This window comes from Streptomyces sp. PA03-3a, from assembly GCF_033792735.1.
In the GTDB taxonomy this organism is placed as follows: Bacteria; Actinomycetota; Actinomycetes; order Streptomycetales; family Streptomycetaceae; genus Actinacidiphila.
This window is the reverse complement of record NZ_JARAVM010000002.1, coordinates 63,009-79,422: the sequence shown is the minus strand read 5'-3', so window position 1 is coordinate 79,422 and position 16,414 is coordinate 63,009. Positions and strand designations below refer to the sequence as shown.

General features: G+C 74.5%; 16 protein-coding genes. 8 read left to right on the top strand and 8 right to left on the bottom strand.

Annotated elements, in window-relative coordinates:
* The first annotated feature begins 194 nt into the window (after positions 1 to 194).
* Both PV342_RS02555 and PV342_RS02550 read left to right on the top strand, forming a co-directional pair.
* Complete coding sequence (locus tag PV342_RS02555; RefSeq protein WP_500315719.1) at positions 195 to 1,637, top strand: hypothetical protein; 1,443 nt, start codon at positions 195 to 197, stop codon at positions 1,635 to 1,637.
* On the top strand, positions 1,634 to 2,779 hold the full coding sequence (locus tag PV342_RS02550; RefSeq protein WP_500315718.1) for an ARPP-2 domain-containing protein: 1,146 nt from the start codon (positions 1,634 to 1,636) through the stop codon (positions 2,777 to 2,779). The genes PV342_RS02555 and PV342_RS02550 overlap by 4 nt, the downstream gene beginning before the upstream one ends.
* Here PV342_RS02550 and PV342_RS02545 read toward each other — a convergent pair.
* Positions 2,723 to 3,772 (bottom strand): hypothetical protein, encoded by a 1,050-nt coding sequence (locus PV342_RS02545; protein ID WP_500315717.1) that lies wholly within the window; start codon positions 3,770 to 3,772, stop codon positions 2,723 to 2,725. The two genes, PV342_RS02550 and PV342_RS02545, sit on opposite strands and share 57 nt — an antisense overlap.
* Positions 3,773 to 4,013: 241 nt before the next feature.
* Between PV342_RS02545 and PV342_RS02540 the strand changes: the two genes are divergently transcribed.
* Positions 4,014 to 5,105: a LacI family DNA-binding transcriptional regulator gene (locus PV342_RS02540; protein WP_500315716.1), complete on the top strand. Its 1,092-nt coding sequence runs from the start codon at positions 4,014 to 4,016 to the stop codon at positions 5,103 to 5,105.
* Positions 5,106 to 5,151: 46 nt separating this feature from the next.
* On the opposite strand, the gene PV342_RS02535 is transcribed toward PV342_RS02540, so the two are convergent.
* Positions 5,152 to 6,243, bottom strand: a complete 1,092-nt coding sequence (locus PV342_RS02535; RefSeq protein ID WP_400796033.1) for a PP2C family protein-serine/threonine phosphatase — start codon at positions 6,241 to 6,243, stop codon at positions 5,152 to 5,154.
* A gap of 187 nt (positions 6,244 to 6,430) precedes the next feature.
* Between PV342_RS02535 and PV342_RS02530 the strand changes: the two genes are divergently transcribed.
* Positions 6,431 to 6,751, top strand: coding sequence for a hypothetical protein (locus tag PV342_RS02530; protein WP_018563075.1), 321 nt, complete (start codon positions 6,431 to 6,433; stop codon positions 6,749 to 6,751).
* Between the two features lie 19 nt (positions 6,752 to 6,770).
* Here PV342_RS02530 and PV342_RS02525 read toward each other — a convergent pair whose 3' ends face one another.
* The 4 genes from PV342_RS02525 to PV342_RS02510 form a co-directional block, all read right to left on the bottom strand.
* Positions 6,771 to 7,376 (bottom strand): class I SAM-dependent methyltransferase, encoded by a 606-nt coding sequence (locus PV342_RS02525; protein ID WP_400796037.1) that lies wholly within the window; start codon positions 7,374 to 7,376, stop codon positions 6,771 to 6,773.
* The gene (locus PV342_RS02520) at positions 7,366 to 7,977 is read right to left on the bottom strand and encodes a 3'-5' exonuclease (RefSeq protein ID WP_400796040.1); all 612 of its coding nucleotides are present in this window, start codon (positions 7,975 to 7,977) and stop codon (positions 7,366 to 7,368) included. Before PV342_RS02520 ends, PV342_RS02525 begins: the two co-directional genes overlap by 11 nt.
* A 122-nt stretch (positions 7,978 to 8,099) precedes the next feature.
* Positions 8,100 to 9,722 (bottom strand): malate synthase A, encoded by a 1,623-nt coding sequence (gene aceB / locus PV342_RS02515; protein WP_500315715.1) that lies wholly within the window; start codon positions 9,720 to 9,722, stop codon positions 8,100 to 8,102.
* Positions 9,723 to 9,897: 175 nt separating this feature from the next.
* Complete coding sequence (locus PV342_RS02510; protein ID WP_500315714.1) at positions 9,898 to 10,542, bottom strand: nucleotidyltransferase family protein; 645 nt, start codon at positions 10,540 to 10,542, stop codon at positions 9,898 to 9,900.
* 45 nt (positions 10,543 to 10,587) lie between these two features.
* Between PV342_RS02510 and PV342_RS02505 the strand changes: the two genes are divergently transcribed.
* Together PV342_RS02505 and PV342_RS02500 are read left to right on the top strand one after the other, a co-directional pair.
* Entirely contained in the window at positions 10,588 to 11,241 is a 654-nt protein-coding gene (locus PV342_RS02505; protein ID WP_500315713.1) for a histidine phosphatase family protein, read from the top strand.
* 176 nt (positions 11,242 to 11,417) lie between these two features.
* Entirely contained in the window at positions 11,418 to 11,726 is a 309-nt protein-coding gene (locus PV342_RS02500) for a DUF5955 family protein (RefSeq protein WP_500315712.1), read from the top strand.
* A gap of 22 nt (positions 11,727 to 11,748) precedes the next feature.
* Here the strand turns inward: PV342_RS02500 and PV342_RS02495 are convergent, their stop codons facing one another.
* Positions 11,749 to 12,630 carry an LLM class F420-dependent oxidoreductase gene (locus PV342_RS02495; RefSeq protein ID WP_500315711.1) on the bottom strand — a complete coding sequence of 294 codons (882 nt, stop codon included), beginning with the start codon at positions 12,628 to 12,630 and terminating at the stop codon, positions 11,749 to 11,751.
* A 285-nt stretch (positions 12,631 to 12,915) separates the two neighbouring features.
* Positions 12,916 to 13,680, bottom strand: coding sequence for an IclR family transcriptional regulator (locus PV342_RS02490; protein ID WP_361009150.1), 765 nt, complete (start codon positions 13,678 to 13,680; stop codon positions 12,916 to 12,918).
* Positions 13,681 to 13,939: 259 nt separating this feature from the next.
* Here PV342_RS02490 and allB point away from each other — a divergent pair, with 259 nt between their 5' ends.
* Positions 13,940 to 15,301: an allantoinase AllB gene (gene allB, locus PV342_RS02485; protein WP_400796056.1), complete on the top strand. Its 1,362-nt coding sequence runs from the start codon at positions 13,940 to 13,942 to the stop codon at positions 15,299 to 15,301.
* Positions 15,298 to 16,407 carry an allantoicase gene (gene alc, locus PV342_RS02480; protein WP_500315710.1) on the top strand — a complete coding sequence of 370 codons (1,110 nt, stop codon included), beginning with the start codon at positions 15,298 to 15,300 and terminating at the stop codon, positions 16,405 to 16,407. The genes allB and alc overlap by 4 nt, the downstream gene beginning before the upstream one ends.
* Positions 16,408 to 16,414: the final 7 nt, after the last annotated feature.

Genomic DNA, 16,414 nt, shown 5'->3' with positions numbered 1-16,414 from the left:
ACCCGGCGTTCGCCGTACCCGTCGCGGGGCGGGGCGGCGGGAATCCCGTTGCAGCACCCCGCACCGGCTCTGTTACGGTCGCCCTGCCGGCCGCGGGACTACGGTGCGACTTCCGGAACCTGCCTCTGAAGCAATGATTCGCTGCTCGTGCCCCCATTCCCCGGCCGGCGTCCACGACAGGGGGAGCCGACGCCATGAGCGAGCGGGGGGCGGCGGTCGCCGCCGAGGACGTGCTGCTGTTCGTCAACGCGGCGATCACCGCGACCGGTCAGCGCGAGTTCCGCTCCGGCGCGGGGGAGCAGCGGCTGTCGCTGGACTTCCTCCACGCGTACATGCTGGGCAACTACCGCGACCTGTACGCCGGGGTCCTCGCCCTCGACGTCAACGACCACAACGCGGCACTGATCATCCAGCGGCTGCTGGAGACCGCCGCCGAGGCCACCGCCGAACAGCGCCGCACGGAGGGCCGGCTCATCGCCTGCCGGCTGGCCCTGCTGCCGCCGCAGCGGGTGTACGGGCTGTTCGGCGCCCTGCGCCGGTCCGGGGTGAACAACCGGCGGACGCGGGCGATCATCCGCGACTGGATCGCCTCCCGCCCGGACCCGGCCTTCGACGCCGTGAAGTACCGCGGCGGGTTCAAGCGGGCGCTGCGGCACGCCCATCTCGCCCCCATGGGGGAGGAACTGGGCGCGTTCGTGTTCCGGCCGCTCAGCCAGGGCCGGTACGGCACACCGCTCCTTGAGGCCTGGCGCCGCGCGCACTTCGCACAGGACGCCCTGTACGAACTGCCCTACACCGTCGCCGAGGGCTTCGCCGCCAAGCACGGTGTGCCGCGTGAGGTGTTCCTGGAGCGCATCGCCCCGCGCATGACGCGCCTGGAGACCCTGCGGCTGCAGGAGTCCGCCCGGCGGCACGAGGCGGGCGCGGTGCCGGCCGCCCTGGACCGCATGCCGCTGACCCGGCTCGCGTCCTACGTGCTCTCGCTGCCCGTCGAGGAGCGCCTGCGGCGGCGCCGGGAACTGACCGGCGCCCTGGACGCGGCCGCCGTACGGGTGGCCGGCGCACACAGGGGAAGCTGGGGCCGGCTCGCCGCCGTCCTCGACGACAGCTTCTCCGCCTCGGGTTCGGGCACCAAGCGCCGCCGGCCGCTGGCCGTCGCCCTGGCCTGCCACCACCTGCTCGCCGCGCTCGCCGGCGAGTACACCGGGCTGTGGACGTCCGGGCGGACCGACGCCCTGCTCGTCCGTCCGTACGGGGCGACGCCGCTGGGCCGGCGGATCCTGGACGCGCTGGAGACCGGGCCGTCCCGGCTGGTGATCGTCTCCGACGGCTGGGACAACGCGCCTCCGGGCCTGGCCGGCGAGGTGCTCCGTGTGTGGCGAGCCCGCCTCGACCCCGGCCGCCGCACCGAGGTCGTACACCTCAACCCGGTCTACGACGCCGAGGACTTCGACGTGCGACGGCTGTCCCCGGCCGTGGCCACGGCCGGCATCCGCGACGCCGAGGACCTGCCCGCGCTCGTCGAGCTCGCCCAGTTCGCCGAGGGACGCACCGGCCCGGCCGAACTGGCCGCCTACCTCGACGCCCGCGCGCGGCGACTGTTCGACCGAACCGACCGGGGGGAGCACACCCGATGACCGCACTGGACCTGACCGGCCTGGACACCCGCCCCTCCCAGGTCTGGGGCGCCGTGCGCCTGGTCCCGCTGGGGCGCGAACAGCCCGTCGAGGACCTGCGGCTGCACCCGAGGATCCTCACCGACGGGCCGTCCGCCGTCCGGCTCGGCCCGCGCCACGCGTATGTCTCGTACATCCCGCACGCGTTCGTCGCCACCTGGACCGGCGACGGAACCCCTGCCGCGGCCTACGGGACGCAGCTGGCCGAGGGCGCGGACGACGCGCGCCCCGCGACGGGCGCCCTGCGCATGCACCGCCGGACGGCCCGGCGCGAGGCCAAGGGCCGACTGCGCTTCCTCCCCCTGCACCTGGCGCTGGAGGGCTATCTGGCACTGCACTTCGGCGGCCTTCCGGTCGCCTGGGAGGAGTGGTCGCAGCGCGCGCTGCGCCGGGGCCTGTCCCCGCGCGCGGAGGAGGCGTACACGGGGGCCGAGGTGCGCGGACTCGCCGACGCGCTGCGGGTCTTCGAGATCCACCCAAGTCAGTGCGGTGTCCTGCTCTACGTCGCCGACGCCCTGGCCGCGGCCTTCGTCGTGCCGCACCCCGACGACTACCGCGCGCTGCACCCGACCCTCGTGCAGGACCTGTACGGCGAACTCGTCCACCACTACGCCACGCTGATGCCGCCCGTCCAGGAGTTCCGCGCCCGCATCCCCGGCACGGGCATCGGCTCCCTGGCGGAGCTGCGCGCCGCGGCGGCCGGACAGGAGCGGGCCTGGGCGGGGTTCCACGACACGACCATGGGCGCCGCGCTCCTGGAGCAGCCCCGCACCTGGCGGACGGTGTACCGGATGGGCCCCTTCACGCTCTCCCGGTTCCTGCCGGAGTTCCGCCCCGGACGCGAGAACCACATCGGCGAGGCCGTCACGGACCGGCGGGGCCGGACCGTCTACCTCAAGACGTTCCGGCTCTCGGAGAGCCAGGCGCGCCGCGGCCACCTGCTCGACCGACTGGCCGCCCACGACTGGCACCTGGCCCGCACCGCGGCCGCCCTCGGGGTCGACGAGGCGCAACTGGGCCGGCGTCTGGAGTCCGCGGGCTTTGGTTCACTGCTCCGCCAGGACGTCCTCGACGGCCACCGGGCGCGGGCCCGCACCCGCTGAACCTCCGTGACGGGACGGGCCGCGCCCCTGCGAGCGGCCCTGGGCCTCGCGCCGGACCGCGCCGCCGCGGGAGACGGTGTAGAGGTCGGTCGGCACCGGCCAGCCCTTCTGCCCGGCGTGGTCGCCGTTGAGCCTGCGCGCCCACTTGCTGTAGTCGGTCTCCAGCCCGTTCCCCGTGATGCGGATGCCGGGCGGCACCATCCGGGCCGCCCCCGAGGCCGGTTCGGCCACGGTGTGCCGCAGGGTGACGAACAGGGCCTGGTTGGCGGGATGGTCCGGCCCCGCGTCCAGGTGCCGGGCGACGACCTCCCGGCGCACCGGCAGCCAGAGCCGCAGCGCCGCCCGCGCCGACCGGGGGAGCGCGAAGTCCTGCCGGGTCGGCGCCGTCCGGCCGGGCAGGTTCACGGTGAGCCGGATGCGGGACTCCTGCGCCGACAGGTCGGTGACGTCCGCGGCCACCAGGCCCTCGCGGGGCACCGCCGTCGCCCACAGCACCTCCAGCGCCGCCAGCAGCCGCAGCCGGTACGGCTCGCGGCGCGGCTCCACGGGGGTGCTCAGGGCCCGGCGCAGCACGATGTGCCCGGTGAAGTCCAGGGGCTCCTTGGTGTGCTTGGACCAGGGGCGCATCCCACGGGCCTGCCACCCGAACGCGTGGCGTCCGGCGGCCCGGTTGAGGTCGGCGATGCCGTCCATGATGTCGCGCTGGCTCGCGGGGGTGAGCGGCCTGCCCACCTGGCCCGCACGGGTGCGGTAGAGACCGGCCGCGATGCGGCCGAGCACGGTGTCCGGCCGCCCGGGGTGGCCCAGGACGGCGTCGGCGAACAGCTCGTCGAGGCCGCGCAGCGCCTGGGGCGGGACGTCGGCGGCCGCACGCTCCAGTACGGCGGCGGCCTTCCGCAGCCGTTCCTCCCGGGAGCGGGAGGTGGCGATGGCCGGGTCGGCGAGGGCACGTTCCAGGGCGGCGCGGAGCTGGCGCAGAGCGGGCGCGGTCACGGCAGCAGCGTAGGGGCAGGGTGTGACAGGCATGGAGCACCAAGTAATGCGAGGGTCGAGATCTCCGGAGGGGCCCGCGTGCCGCCTCCGACTCCTCCGCGCGGTCCCCACACCGCGACCGTTGCCGCCGGCGGAGCCTCCCCGGTAGAAACCTGTGGATCACCGCCGTGCGCGCAGTGCGTACAGTGCGTGGCAGCAGCGGCTCGCGACACCGCCCGCCCGGAGCACCAAGGGGAACACCGTGCGACTCCACGTCGACCAGCGCCACGAACGGGTACTGGAGTTGGTCCGCCAGCGCGGCACCCTGCGTGTGTCCGACCTCGCCGACGAGTTGGGCGTGTCGACCGTGACCGTGCGCCGGGACGTGGAGACGCTGGCCGAGCAGGGTCGGCTGCGCCGGGTCCACGGCTCCGTCCTGGGGCCCGCCGCCGGGGGTGTGCGGGAGCCCGCCCGGACGGGGGCGCGGGACGCCGAGGGGCTCGTGGTCGGCATGGTGGTGCCCACCCTGGACTACTCGTTCGGCGAGATCGTGCAGGGCGCCCGGGAGGCCCTGGAGGCCCGCGGTGGGCGGCTGGTCCTGGGCCTGTCCGGCTACGTCGCCGAGGGGGACGAGGAGCAGGCCGGCCGGCTGGTCGCCTCCGGGGTGGACGGACTGCTGCTGACCCCGGGCTGGACGCCCGCCCCGGGGAGCGGGAGCCGGATCGCCGAGCGCGCGGTGCCGCTCGTGCTGGTGGAGCGGCTGGCGCCGCCCGGGAGCCAGGCCGCGGAGCTGGACCGGGTGCGTACGGACTCGGCGCAGGGGGCGGCCATGGCGGTACGGCACCTTGCCGCGTTGGGGCACGGCTCGGTCGCGCTGGTGCTGCAGGAGACGGCGCACGCCGGGCAGTTGCGGTCGGGGTACGCGGCAGCGGTGGAGGCGCTGGGGCTGGCCCCGGCACCCGGGTCGCCGTACACCGCGCCGCCGGAGCTGCCGGAGGCCGAGCGGGTGGACGTGACGGTGCGGCATGTGCGGGCGCTGGTGGAGGAGCACGGGGTGCACGCGGTGCTGATGCACGGTGACGAACTGGCGGTCATGGTGGTCTCCCGGTTGAAGGCGCTGGGGCTGCGTGTTCCGGAGGACATGGCGGTCGTGGTCTACGACGACCAGGCGGCCGGTCTGGCGGATCCGCCGCTGACGGCGGTCGCGGCGCCCAAGCGGGAGGTGGGGGAGGCGGCGGTCGCCCTGCTGCTGGAGCGCGTCGCGGCGGGCGGGGCGTCTTCGCCGCGCCGGCATGTGGATCTGCTGCCCTCGCTGCGGGTGCGGTCCTCCTGCGGGGCGGCGTACGGGCCCTGACGGGTGCTGACGGCCGCGTCGGGCGGGGCGGCGGGCGGGGCGGCTTCTAGAAGTGGCAGACCGCCAGGAGTGCCATGTCGTCGCTGCGGGGGCCGCCGGTGTGGGCGTGGACGTCGTCCAGGAGGGCGTCGAGCAGTTCGGCGGGGCCGGCGAAGGGCATACCGTCCAGCCGGGTGACGGGGTCGTAGAAGGCGCCGTCGGCGTCACGGGCCTCGGTGACGCCGTCGGTGTGCATGAGCAGGGTGGAACCGGGCGGGAAGGCGACGGTGTCGACGTGGTCCGCGGCCTCGCACAGGCCCATTCCGAGGGGCAGGGCGTGGCCCGCCGGTTCCGCGGAGCGCACGCTCCCCCGGTGCAGCACCAGTGGGGACGGGTGCCCGCGGTTGACCAGGCGCAGCCCCGTGCCGTCGGCCGGGAACTCGGCGAGGACGGCGGTGACGAACCATTCCAGGCGGTCCATGCCCTCGCGGCGTTCGGCCTCGCGCCACAGCGCCCGGTCCATGCGGGCCGCCACTCCCGCGAGGGTGGGTTCCTCGTCGGCGGCCATGCGGAACGCGCCGAGCACGACGGTGGCCGCCTCCACTGCGGCCATGCCCTTGCCGCGTACGTCGCCCATGATGCAGCGCAGCCCGTAGGGGGTGTCCTGGACGGCGTAGAGGTCGCCGCCGATCTCCGCCTCGGCCTCGGCGGTCTCGTAGCGGGCGGTGATGCGGTAGGGCCCGACGTGCCGCGGCGGTACGGGCAGCACGGCGCGTTGCACGGCGGCGGCGACGCTGCGCGCGGAGCGCAGCCGTACCTCGCGGACGTGGAGGAGGCGGTTGATGAACACGGCCACGGCGGCGACGGCGCAGATCGACAGCAGTTCGCTGATGCCGCCGGGGCCGCCGATGTATCCGAAGTGGGCGAGGATGCCCGCGTCGGCGGCGATGGCGCCCACTCCGACCAGCACGGTGCCGGGCAGGGACATCAGGGGGGCGGCGAGCATGGGGGCGACGGAGTAGAAGGCGGTGGCGCTGAACTGGGCGGGGGTCAGGTAGTCGACCAGGAAGCCGCCGACGAGCAGTACGACGGGGAGCAGCCGGACGTACCGCAGGACGTCGCGTCCTTCGCCGGTGAGGTCCTCGCCCCCACTCGCCACGCGTGTGCTCCTGCCGTCGCTGTCGGGCCGCCGGACTGGATCCCAGGGTCGCCGTGGTCCCGTCGCGGGGCCAGCCGTGGCGGTCCCCGCGGGTGAACGGCGGGCGGGCGGCCGGGCCCCGGGTAGCGCGCCGGGGCCGCTCGGGCGAGGCTGGTGGCACGACCCGTGAGCACAGGGAGCAGCAGCGATGATCCGCACCGACGCCCTCAACGAACCGGCCGTGCGCGCCTTCGTCTCGGCGGTGAACGCCGGGGACAGGGACGCCTTCGAGGCCGCGCTCACCGAGAACGCGACGATGTCCGACGACGGCTCCGACCGCGACCTGCAGGAGTGGGCGGAGCGGGAGATCTTCGATTCCCACGGCCACATGGACGTTCAGTCCCAGGACTCGGCGGGGCTCACCCTCATCGCGGACTACCGCAACGACGCGTGGGGTGAGATGCGCACCAAGTGGCGTTTCACCGTGGACGGCGGCAAGATCAGCCGTTTCGACACCGGTCAGGCCTGAGCGGGGCCGGCCGGGCCGGTCAGCCGGCCGTGCGGTCGCGGTACACCAGCAGGTAGCGCCAGAACAGCAGGCGCCTGACGCGGCTGCCCGGCAGCAGTTGCGCCGCTTCGGCGCGGATCTGCGGCAGGGGCGTGCCGGGTGGGCGAACGGGGGCCCGGACCGGTTGCGGTCCGTGGCCGCGGATCCGGTCGGCGGCGGCGACGGCGAGCCGGGCGGCGGCGTTGACGGGGACGGCCGCCAGGCTCACCGCCCAGTCGGCGGGGGTGTGTTCGGGGTAGCAGCCCAGGACGAGCAGGGTGCCGCCGGGGGCGAGCGCGGCGCGCAGTGCGGTGACCGTGCCGAACGGCATGTGGTGGAGGCTGGCCAGGCAGGTGATGAGGTCGTAGTGGGCCGTGGGGAGGTCCACGGCGGTGGCGTCCGCGGTGCGGAAGGTGACCCCGGGCGCGGTTCCGGCCGCTGCCACGGCCTCCGGGGAGGCGTCGATCGCGTCGACCCGCAGTCCGCGGGCGGCCAGGCGCCGGGCGAAGCGCCCGGTGCCGCATCCGACGTCCAGGGCGGTGAGCGCGCCGGGCGGGATGTTGCGCAGGAGCAGCCGGTGGTAGTGGTCGTTGTGGTCAAAGGGCATGCGTGGTGCCCTTCCAGTTCATGAGGTTGGCGAAGAGTTCGGCCTGCTCGATGGCGTCGTCGAGGGCGTGGTGGGTGTGGCGGCGGCGGGAGAGCAGTTCGCGGGGCATGGTGCCCTTGGCGACGGCGCGCAGCGGGACGCCGGCCTTGGTGGCGTACATCGTCTTCATGTCGAGGCAGCCGGAGTGCCCGAAGGGGCTGGAGCCGGTGAAGCGGATGAGGTACCAGTACAGGAACATCCAGTCGTAGGCGGCGGGGTAGCCGGTCATGACGGGCTGGGCGTCTTCGCTGACGGCGCGCACCCATGCGGTGAACTCGGCCATCGCGGCGGCCGGTTCGCTGCCCTCGGCGGTCAGGCGTGCCCGGTCCAGGCCGCTGACGGCGAGCGCCTGCGGGTCGGTCTCGGTCCCGGTGGGGCGCAGTTCGCGGTAGAAGGTGTCCCGTTCGGGGTCGGCGGCGGTGAATCCGCCGGTGTCCTGCCGGCCCGCGACGGCGGCCCCGAGGCTGAGCATCGAGTACGGGCCGGGGATGGGGCCGTCCGCCTCGACGTCCACCGAGATGTACAGGCTGGGCCGCACGGCGCGCGGTCGGGGTGCTGGCATGCCGACGATCATGCCAGCGGCGCCGCGTCGGCTGCCCGGCTTTTCCCGGGGTCGCGGGAGGTGCCGGGTCCCACGGCGGGTGGTGGCTCTCCCCGGCGGTGGCCGGGGAGAGCGCGCGTGGTTCAGTCCAGCAGTTCGTACGCCGGCAGCGTCAGGAAGTCGACGTAGGTCTCGTCGAGTGCCGTCTTCAGGAGCAGGTCGTGGGCCTGCTGCCAGCGGCCGGCGGCGAAGGCCTGCTCGCCGGTCTCCTCGCGGATGGCCGCGAGTTCCCGGTCGGCCAGGGTGCGTACGAGGTCGGCGGTGGCCTTCTCGCCGTTGTCGGCGAAGACGACGCCGGCGTTGACCCACTGCCAGATCTGGGAGCGGGAGATCTCGGCGGTGGCGGCGTCCTCCATGAGGTTGAAGATGGCGACGGCGCCCATGCCCCTCAGCCAGGCCTCGATGTAGCGGGTGCCGACCTGGACGGCGTTGCGCAGTCCCTCGTAGGTGGGCCTGGCGTCGAGGGAGTCGACGGCCAGCAGGTCGGCGGCGGTGACGTGGACCTCCTCGCGCAGCCGGTCCTTCTGGTTCGGCCGGTCGCCGAGGACGGCGTCGAAGGAGGCGCGGGCGATCGGCACCAGGTCGGGGTGGGCGACCCAGGAGCCGTCGAAGCCGTCGTGGGCCTCGCGGTCCTTGTCGGCCTTGACCTTCTCGAAGGCGACCGCGTTGACCTCGGCGTCGCGCCGGGAGGGGATGAAGGCGGCCATGCCGCCGATGGCGTGGGCGCCGCGCTTGTGGCAGGTGCGGACCAGCAGTTCGGTGTAGGCGCGCATGAAGGGCGCGGTCATCGTCACGGCGTTGCGGTCGGGCAGGATGTAGCGCTCGCCGGCGTCGCGGAAGTTCTTGACGATGGAGAACAGGTAGTCCCAGCGGCCGGCGTTGAGGCCGGAGGCGTGGTCGCGGAGTTCGTAGAGGATCTCCTCCATCTCGAAGGCCGCGGTGATCGTCTCGATGAGGACGGTGGCGCGGATGGTGCCCTGCGCCACGCCGAGGAGGTCCTGGGCGAGGACGAACACGTCGTTCCACAGGCGAGCTTCGAGGTGGGACTCGGTCTTGGGGAGGTAGAAGTAGGGGCCTTTGCCCTTGGCGAGCAGGCGCCGCGCGTTGTGGAAGAAGTAGAGGCCGAAGTCGACGAGGGCGCCGGGGACGGGTTCGCCGTCGACGGTCAGGTGGCGTTCGTCGAGGTGCCAGCCGCGGGGGCGCATGACGACGGTGGCGAGTTCCGTCTCGTCCTTCAGCGCGTAGGACTTGCCCTCGGGGGAGGTGAAGTCGATGCGGCGCTCGTAGGCGTCGATCAGGTTGACCTGGCCGCCGACCACGTTCTCCCAGGTGGGGGCGGAGGCGTCCTCGAAGTCGGCGAGCCAGATCCGGGCTCCGGAGTTGAGGGCGTTGATGGTCATCTTGCGGTCGGTGGGGCCGGTGATCTCCACCCGGCGGTCGTCCAGCGCGGCGGGGGCGTCGGCGACGCGCCAGTCGCCTTCGCGGATGTGGGCGGTCTCCGGGAGGAAGTCGAGGGTGCCGGTGCGGGCGATCTCGGCGCGGCGTTCCCTGCGCCTGGCGAGGAGTTCCGTGCGGCGGGGCGCGAACCGGCGGTGGAGTTCGGCCAGGAAGGCGAGCGCCCCGTCGGTCAGCACCTCCTCCGCGCGCTCGACGGGGGGTGCGGTGTCGGCGACGACGGCGTGCGGTGCGGGCCCTGATGCGGACATGTACCTGACTCTCCTCTTGCCGATGAGGGGTGGTGCCGTGCGGCCGGCGGAACCGGGCGGCCACCGCGCCCCGGCCCTGGCACGGGGTGCCGGAGCGGGCGGGTTTCGGCTGCGAGGCGCGCCGACCGTACGGGCGCTTCTGCTGGGTGGAGCATAGTTTTTGCATTGCGGAAGTTCAACGTTCTGTGGCACCCGGTGCAGGGGGCTCCGGCGGGTCCGCCAGCAGCCGCAGGTCGTCCGGGGTGTCGATGTCGGCGGGGACCGCGACGTCCCCGCACTCGACGAGTGCGATCGCCTCCTCGTGCCGCCTCAGGTAGGAGCGTGCCCCCTGGTCCCCCGCCGCACTCGCGGCGATCGCCGCCCAGTGGGCGGCGCCCAGCAGGATCGGATGGCCCCTCCTGCCGCCGTACGCGGCGGAGGCGAGGGTGCGCGGCGAGGCGTACGCGGCCACCACCCGGGCCACCGCCGTGGCCCCGATACCCGGCTGGTCCACCAGTGCCACGACCACGGCCGGCGCGCCGGTGCCGGCCAGTGCCTCCAGGCCCGCTCGCAGCGAGGAGCCCATGCCCTGCTCCCAGCGCGGGTTCACGGTGACGGCGTACTCGTCCAGGGCGGCCCGTTCGCGCACCCGGGCGGCGTCCGCGCCCAGCACGATGTGGACCGGGCCGCAGCCGCCGGCCCGCAGCGCCCGCGCCGTGTGCTCGACCAGTGGGCGGCCCCCGTACTCCAGCAGCGCCTTGGGGCGGCCGCCCAGCCGCCTGCCCCCGCCGGCGGCCAGCAGCAGCCCGGCCACCGTGCCCGTGCTCGCGTCGCGTTCCATGCTCCCCTGGATACCGTGGACGGGGGGCGGGGGAAAGGACCGGGCATGGCGAGCTGGATCATCGCCGTACGCCACGGCGAGAGCGAGGCCAACGCGGCCTTCGCCCGCGGCAGGTCCCTGGACGGAATCCGGGACGCCGGCGTGGCGCTGACCGCGCTCGGGCGGGAGCAGTCGGCGCGGCTGGGCCGGGACCTGCTGAAGCTGACCGGTCCGCAGGCACCCGGCCGTGTCCGCTGCTCGCCCTTCGAGCGGGCCCGGCAGACGCTGCGCGCCGTCGAAGAGGCCGGCGCGGCCGCGGGCCGCGAACCGCTGCCCGTCGCCTACGACGAACGCCTCCGGGACCGCGGCATGGGCCTGCTGGAGCTGATCACCCCGCAAGAGGTGCGCGAGCGCTTCCCCGAGGAGGCGCTGCGGCGCGAGCGTGAGGGCGAGGCCGCCTACCGCCCGCCGGGCGGGGAGTCGCGGCGGGACGTCGAGGTACGCGTCCGGGCCTTCCTGGAGGACGCCGTCGCCCGCCCGGGCCCGCCCCTGCTGGTCGTCACGCACGACGCGGTGGTGCTGGCACTGTGCCGCCTGCTGGGGACCCCGCCGCCCGGCGACGGCCGCGTGGTCAACGCCTCGATGGCCCGCTGGTGGCGCGACGACACCGGGAACTGGCGGCTCGTCGACTGGAACCGAATCGCGGGTCCCGGACGTTGATGTCGGCAAGTCGGCACGTGAGGAAGGAAGTTACGGCGGATTTCGCTCTCCGTATAGCGGGGGAAGCGCTCCGTCGCGTTTACTGTCCTCCCCGATGCGGCGGACCGGATGGGGCCGGCCGCCCATGGGGGATCACCGGGGGCCTACCTGTGGGGGACGTATCAGTGGTGAAGGACATGGCCGCCCGCGCGGCGGTGGACGACGACGGGACCCTCGACCCGAGGGTGGCCGCCCTGCGGGTCGCGGTCGCCCGCTGTCGCCGTGAACTCGCCGGGTACCGGGGCAACTTACCGGACCGGCACATCGCCGAGGACGAGCTCTCCGCGTTGGCCGCCGCCGCGGACGCCGGTGTCCCGGACGTCCCGCGGCTGCGCCGCGGCCTGCTCGTGATCGCCGGGGCGCTCGGCTCCGTCAGCGCCCTGGCCGGTGCCCTCACCGAGGTGCGGAGGGCGATCGAGCTGTTCGGCACCCCGCGTCCCCAGTGACGCGGGGCGCCCGCGGGGCCGGTCAGCCGAGTTCGGCCAGCCGGGGGACGGCCGGCGCGCAGCGGCTGTCGATCCAGCCGGCCGGCTCGGCGTCCGGTGGGACCACGATGACCGTGTCGACGCCGAGCTTGGCGTAGCCGGCCATGTCGGCGACGAAGGCGTCGGTGTCGCCGTCGCGGATGGAGTCGCCGACGAAGAGCATGGTCTTGCGGATCCGCTCGTAGTCGCGTCCGGCCTCGTCGCAGTGGGCGCGCAGCACGTCCAGCTTGTGCGCGACCTCGGTGGTCGAGGAGGCGAAGAGGTTGCAGGCGTCCGCGTACCGGGCGACCAGGCGGAGGGTCTTCCGCTCGCCGCCGCCCCCGATCATGATCTCCGGACGGGGCGTGCTCACCGGGGCCGGGGCGCTGCGGGTCTCCGCCAGGGAGTAGTGCGTGCCCTCGAAGGGGCCGTCGTCGTCCCCGTCCCACATCTGCAGGCAGATCCGCAGGGTCTCCTCCAGCCGTTCGAAGCGCTCCGCGAGCGACGGGAAGGGCACGCCCAGGCCCAGGTGCTCACGCTCGTACCAGGCGGCGCCGAGCCCTAGCGTCGCCCGGCCGCCGGACAGGACGTCGAGCGTGGTCGCGATCTTCGCCAGGAGGCCGGGGTGGCGGTAGGTGACCCCGGTGACGAGGACGCCGAGCCGTACGGAGGTGGTCCGGGCGGCGAGGAAGCCCAGCGTCGTGTAGGCCTCCAGCATGGCGGCCTCGGCGCCGCCGTTGTTCTCCATCTGGAAGTAGTGGTCCATCACCGACAGCCAGCCCGCGCCGGCCGACTCGGCGGCCTCGCCCGCCGCGGCCAGCGCGGGCGCGAGCCCGGCCGGTCCGGCCGGATGGTCGAACTTCGTGAGGTGCAAACCCAGTTGCATGGTCCCCCCGTCCGGGGTCGTGGGGTCGTTACGGTGCTGACCGTAGGCCTTGGAGTGCGCTCGAGGTCAAGCCGTCGCGGGGGCGCGACGTCCTGCTTCCGGCCACACGTGTGCCTGTGCGGCGACCGCTTTCGCCGCGTCGGCGGCCGTCTGGGGCGGCCCGCGCTTTGTCGTGGCCCCGGGTTTCGCATCGCCTGTGCGCCCGCAGGGCGCGAGACGGCGCGACAGCCGAACCGCCCGCCCGCACCCACCCACCGGCGCGGGCGCCATGCCGACCGGGTGCGCTCAGGCCGCGCCGTTGCTCGCCAGTGCCGCCGACAGCTGCCGCGCCACGCCCTGCAGCACCGGCACGATCTTCTCCGTGGCCGCCTCGGTCACCCGTCCGGCGGGTCCGGAGATGGAGATGGCGGCGGCCGTGGGGGAGTCGGGGACGGTGACCGCCAGGCAGCGGACCCCGACCTCCTGCTCGTTGTCGTCGACGGCGTAGCCCTGCGCGCGGATGTGCTCCAGTTCCGCGAGGAAGGCGTCCGGGTCGACGATGGTCCGCTCGGTGGCCGCCGGCATCCCGGTGCGGGCCAGCAGGGCGCGCACCTCCTCCGGCGGGACGTGGGCCAGCAGGGCCTTGCCGACGCCCGTGGAGTGCGGCAGGACGCGCCGTCCGACCTCGGTGAACATCCGCATCGAGTGCCGTGAGGGGACCTGGGCGACGTAGACGACCTCGTCGCCGTCGAGGAGCGCCATGTTGGCGGTCTCGCCGGTCGCCTCGACCAGCTCCGCCAGGTAGGGGCGGGCCCAGGTGCCCAGGAGGCGGGCCGAGCTCTCGCCCAGGCGGATCAGCCGGGGCCCCAGCGCGTAGCGGCGGTTGGGCTGCTGGCGTACGTAGCCGCAGTCGACCAGGGTGCGCATCAGCCGGTGGATCGTGGGCAGCGGCAGCCCGCTGCTCGCGGACAGTTCGCTGAGGCCCACCTCGCCGCCCGCGTCGGCCATCCGCTCCAGCAAGTCGAAGGCGCGTTCGAGGGACTGCACGCCCCCGGCGCGGTCTGACGCCACGTTTCCTCCCCAGGCGGACGGTGGTGATGGTGCAGCCTACCGGCCCTGACCAGGCAGGTGACCGCTGTTCGGGGCGGTCGTGGGCGCGGCGGTGGCCGGTGTGTGCGGAAAACGCATTCCATTGGGTGGAATTCTCCAACTCTACTGCCGGGGCGGCGTGCGGCGCCGGGGAAGGGGTTGACGGCGGCTCGCGCGCGAGCGGAGGATGCATTTCAACAGAACGTTGAATTTCTGTGCGACGCCGGTGGAAGGGGAACCCGTGTCCGAGGCCGCTGACGCGATCGAGCTCGTGCTGCGTTCACCGCGGGTCGTCACACCGCAGGGCGAGCGCCCCGCCGACGTGGCCGTCGCGGGCGGCCGGATCGCCGCCGTCCTGCCGTACGGGACCGAGGCCCCGCCCGGTGCCCGCCTGGTCGACCTCGGCACGGACGCCCTGCTCCCCGGCCTGGTCGACACCCACGTCCACGTCAACGACCCCGGGCGCAGCGAATGGGAGGGCTTCGAGACCGCCACCCGGGCCGCCGCGGCCGGCGGCGTCACGACGCTGATCGACATGCCGCTCAACAGCATCCCGCCGACCACCACCACCGCCCACCTGGAGGTCAAGCGCGCCGCCGCCCGTGGCCGGATCCACACCGACGTCGGCTTCTGGGGCGGCGCCGTACCCGGCAACGCCAAGGATCTGCGCCCCCTCCACGAGGCCGGGGTCTTCGGCTTCAAGTGCTTCCTGCTGCCCTCCGGCGTCGAGGAGTTCCCCCAGCTCGGCCCGGCGGAACTGGAGGAGGCGATGCGCGGGATCGCCCGGTTCGACGGGCTGCTGATCGTCCACGCCGAGGACTCCCGGCTCATCGAGGGGGCCCCGCAGCCCTCCGGCCGCGCATACGCCGGCTTCCTCGCCTCCCGCCCCCGCGCCGCCGAGAACGCCGCGGTCGAGGCGCTGATCGCCCTCGCCCGCCGCCTGGACTGCCGGGTGCACGTCCTGCACTTGTCCTCCGCCGAGGCCCTGCCCCTGATCGCCGCCGCCCGCCGGGACGGCGTACGGCTGACGGCCGAGACCTGCCCGCACTACCTGACCCTCACCGCCGAGGAGGTCCCCGACGGCGCGACCCAGTTCAAGTGCTGCCCGCCGATCCGCGAGGCGGGCAACCGGGAGGCCCTGTGGCAGGGCCTGCTCGACGGCACCCTCGACTGCGTCGTCTCCGACCACTCGCCCTCGACCGCCGACCTCAAGCACCTCGACACCGGCGACTTCGGTGCCGCCTGGGGAGGGATCTCCTCCCTGCAGCTCGGCCTGCCCGCGATCTGGACCGAGGCCCGCCGGCGTGGCGCCACGCTCGCCGACGTGGTCGGCTGGATGGCGCGGGGCCCGGCACGCCTCGCCGGGCTCACCACCAAGGGCGCCGTCGCACCCGGCCACGACGCCGACTTCGCCGTCCTGGCTCCCGACGAGAGCTTCACCGTGGACCCGGCGGCGCTCCACCACCGCAACCGGGTCACCGCCTACGCGGGCCGCACCCTCCAGGGGGTCGTACGGAGCACCTGGCTGCGCGGCGAGCGGATCGCCGACCACGGCACCCCGGCCCACCCCTCCGGCCGCCTCATCACAAGGGAGAACGCGTGACCGCCATACCCCGGTACACCGGCGCCGCCCAGCCGTACTCCGGAGGGGACCCCTACGCCGACTACCGCGGCGCCGACCTGCCCTTCACGGGTCTCGCCGACCTCGCCGACCGGCGCCTGGGCGCAGGCGTGATCGCCGCCAACGACGAGTTCTTCGCCGAACGGGAGAACCTGCTCGTCCCCGAGCGGCCCGAGTTCCGTGCCGAGCACTTCGGCCACAAGGGGCAGGTCATGGACGGCTGGGAGACCCGCCGCCGCCGCGGCGCCGACGCCGCCGGCCCCCACCCCGCCGACGCCGACCACGACTGGGCGCTGATCCGCCTCGCCGCCCCCGGGATCGTGCGGGGCGTGGTGGTGGACACCGCCCACTTCCGCGGCAACCACCCTCAGCAGATCGCCGTCGAAGCCACCTGCGCATCCCTGTCCGCCGCCCCCGAGGACCTGCTCGCCGACGGCGTGGAGTGGACGGAACTCGTACCCCGCACGGCCGTCGGCGGCCACGCCGCCAACGGCTTCGAGACGGCCGTGGAGCGCCGTTTCACGCATCTGCGGCTCAAGCAGTTCCCCGACGGCGGCATCGCCCGGCTGCGCGTCCACGGCGAGGTCGTCCCCGACCCGGCGTGGCTGACCGCGCTCGGCACCTTCGACCTGGTCGCGCTGGAGAACGGCGGCGCCCCCGAGGACGTCTCCGACCGCTTCTACTCCTCCCCGGTCAACCCCATCCTGCCGGGCACCTCCCGCCGCATGGGCGACGGCTGGGAGACCCGCCGCCGCCGCGACAAGGGCCACGACTGGGCGCGCTACCGCCTCGCCGGGCAGGGCACCGTACGCGCCGTCGAGATCGACACCGGCTACTACAAGGGCAACGCCGCCGGCTGGGCCGCCCTGCTCGGCCGCGACGGCGAGGACGGCGAGTGGTTCGAGATCCTGCCCCGCACCCCCCTGCAGCCCGACACCGTCCACCGCTTCGTGGTCGGCGTCCCGCCCGCCACCCACGTACGGCTGGAGATCTATCCCGACGGAGGCATCGCCCGCCTGCGGCTGTGGGGCTCACTGACCGGGGCGGGCGCCGCGCTCCTGGCCCGGCGCTGGGCCGAGCTGGCCTGACGGCCCT

Coding starts and splice junctions, on each gene's coding strand:
- PV342_RS02505 (WP_500315713.1), top strand. CDS start 10,588: ATGGCGAGCTGGATCATCGCCGTACGCCACGGCGAGAGCGAGGCCAAC.
- PV342_RS02525 (WP_400796037.1), bottom strand. CDS start 7,376: ATGCCCTTTGACCACAACGACCACTACCACCGGCTGCTCCTGCGCAAC.
- PV342_RS02500 (WP_500315712.1), top strand. CDS start 11,418: ATGGCCGCCCGCGCGGCGGTGGACGACGACGGGACCCTCGACCCGAGG.
- PV342_RS02550 (WP_500315718.1), top strand. CDS start 1,634: ATGACCGCACTGGACCTGACCGGCCTGGACACCCGCCCCTCCCAGGTC.
- PV342_RS02510 (WP_500315714.1), bottom strand. CDS start 10,542: ATGGAACGCGACGCGAGCACGGGCACGGTGGCCGGGCTGCTGCTGGCC.
- PV342_RS02520 (WP_400796040.1), bottom strand. CDS start 7,977: ATGCCAGCACCCCGACCGCGCGCCGTGCGGCCCAGCCTGTACATCTCG.
- PV342_RS02495 (WP_500315711.1), bottom strand. CDS start 12,630: ATGCAACTGGGTTTGCACCTCACGAAGTTCGACCATCCGGCCGGACCG.
- PV342_RS02530 (WP_018563075.1), top strand. CDS start 6,431: ATGATCCGCACCGACGCCCTCAACGAACCGGCCGTGCGCGCCTTCGTC.
- PV342_RS02555 (WP_500315719.1), top strand. CDS start 195: ATGAGCGAGCGGGGGGCGGCGGTCGCCGCCGAGGACGTGCTGCTGTTC.
- aceB (WP_500315715.1), bottom strand. CDS start 9,722: ATGTCCGCATCAGGGCCCGCACCGCACGCCGTCGTCGCCGACACCGCA.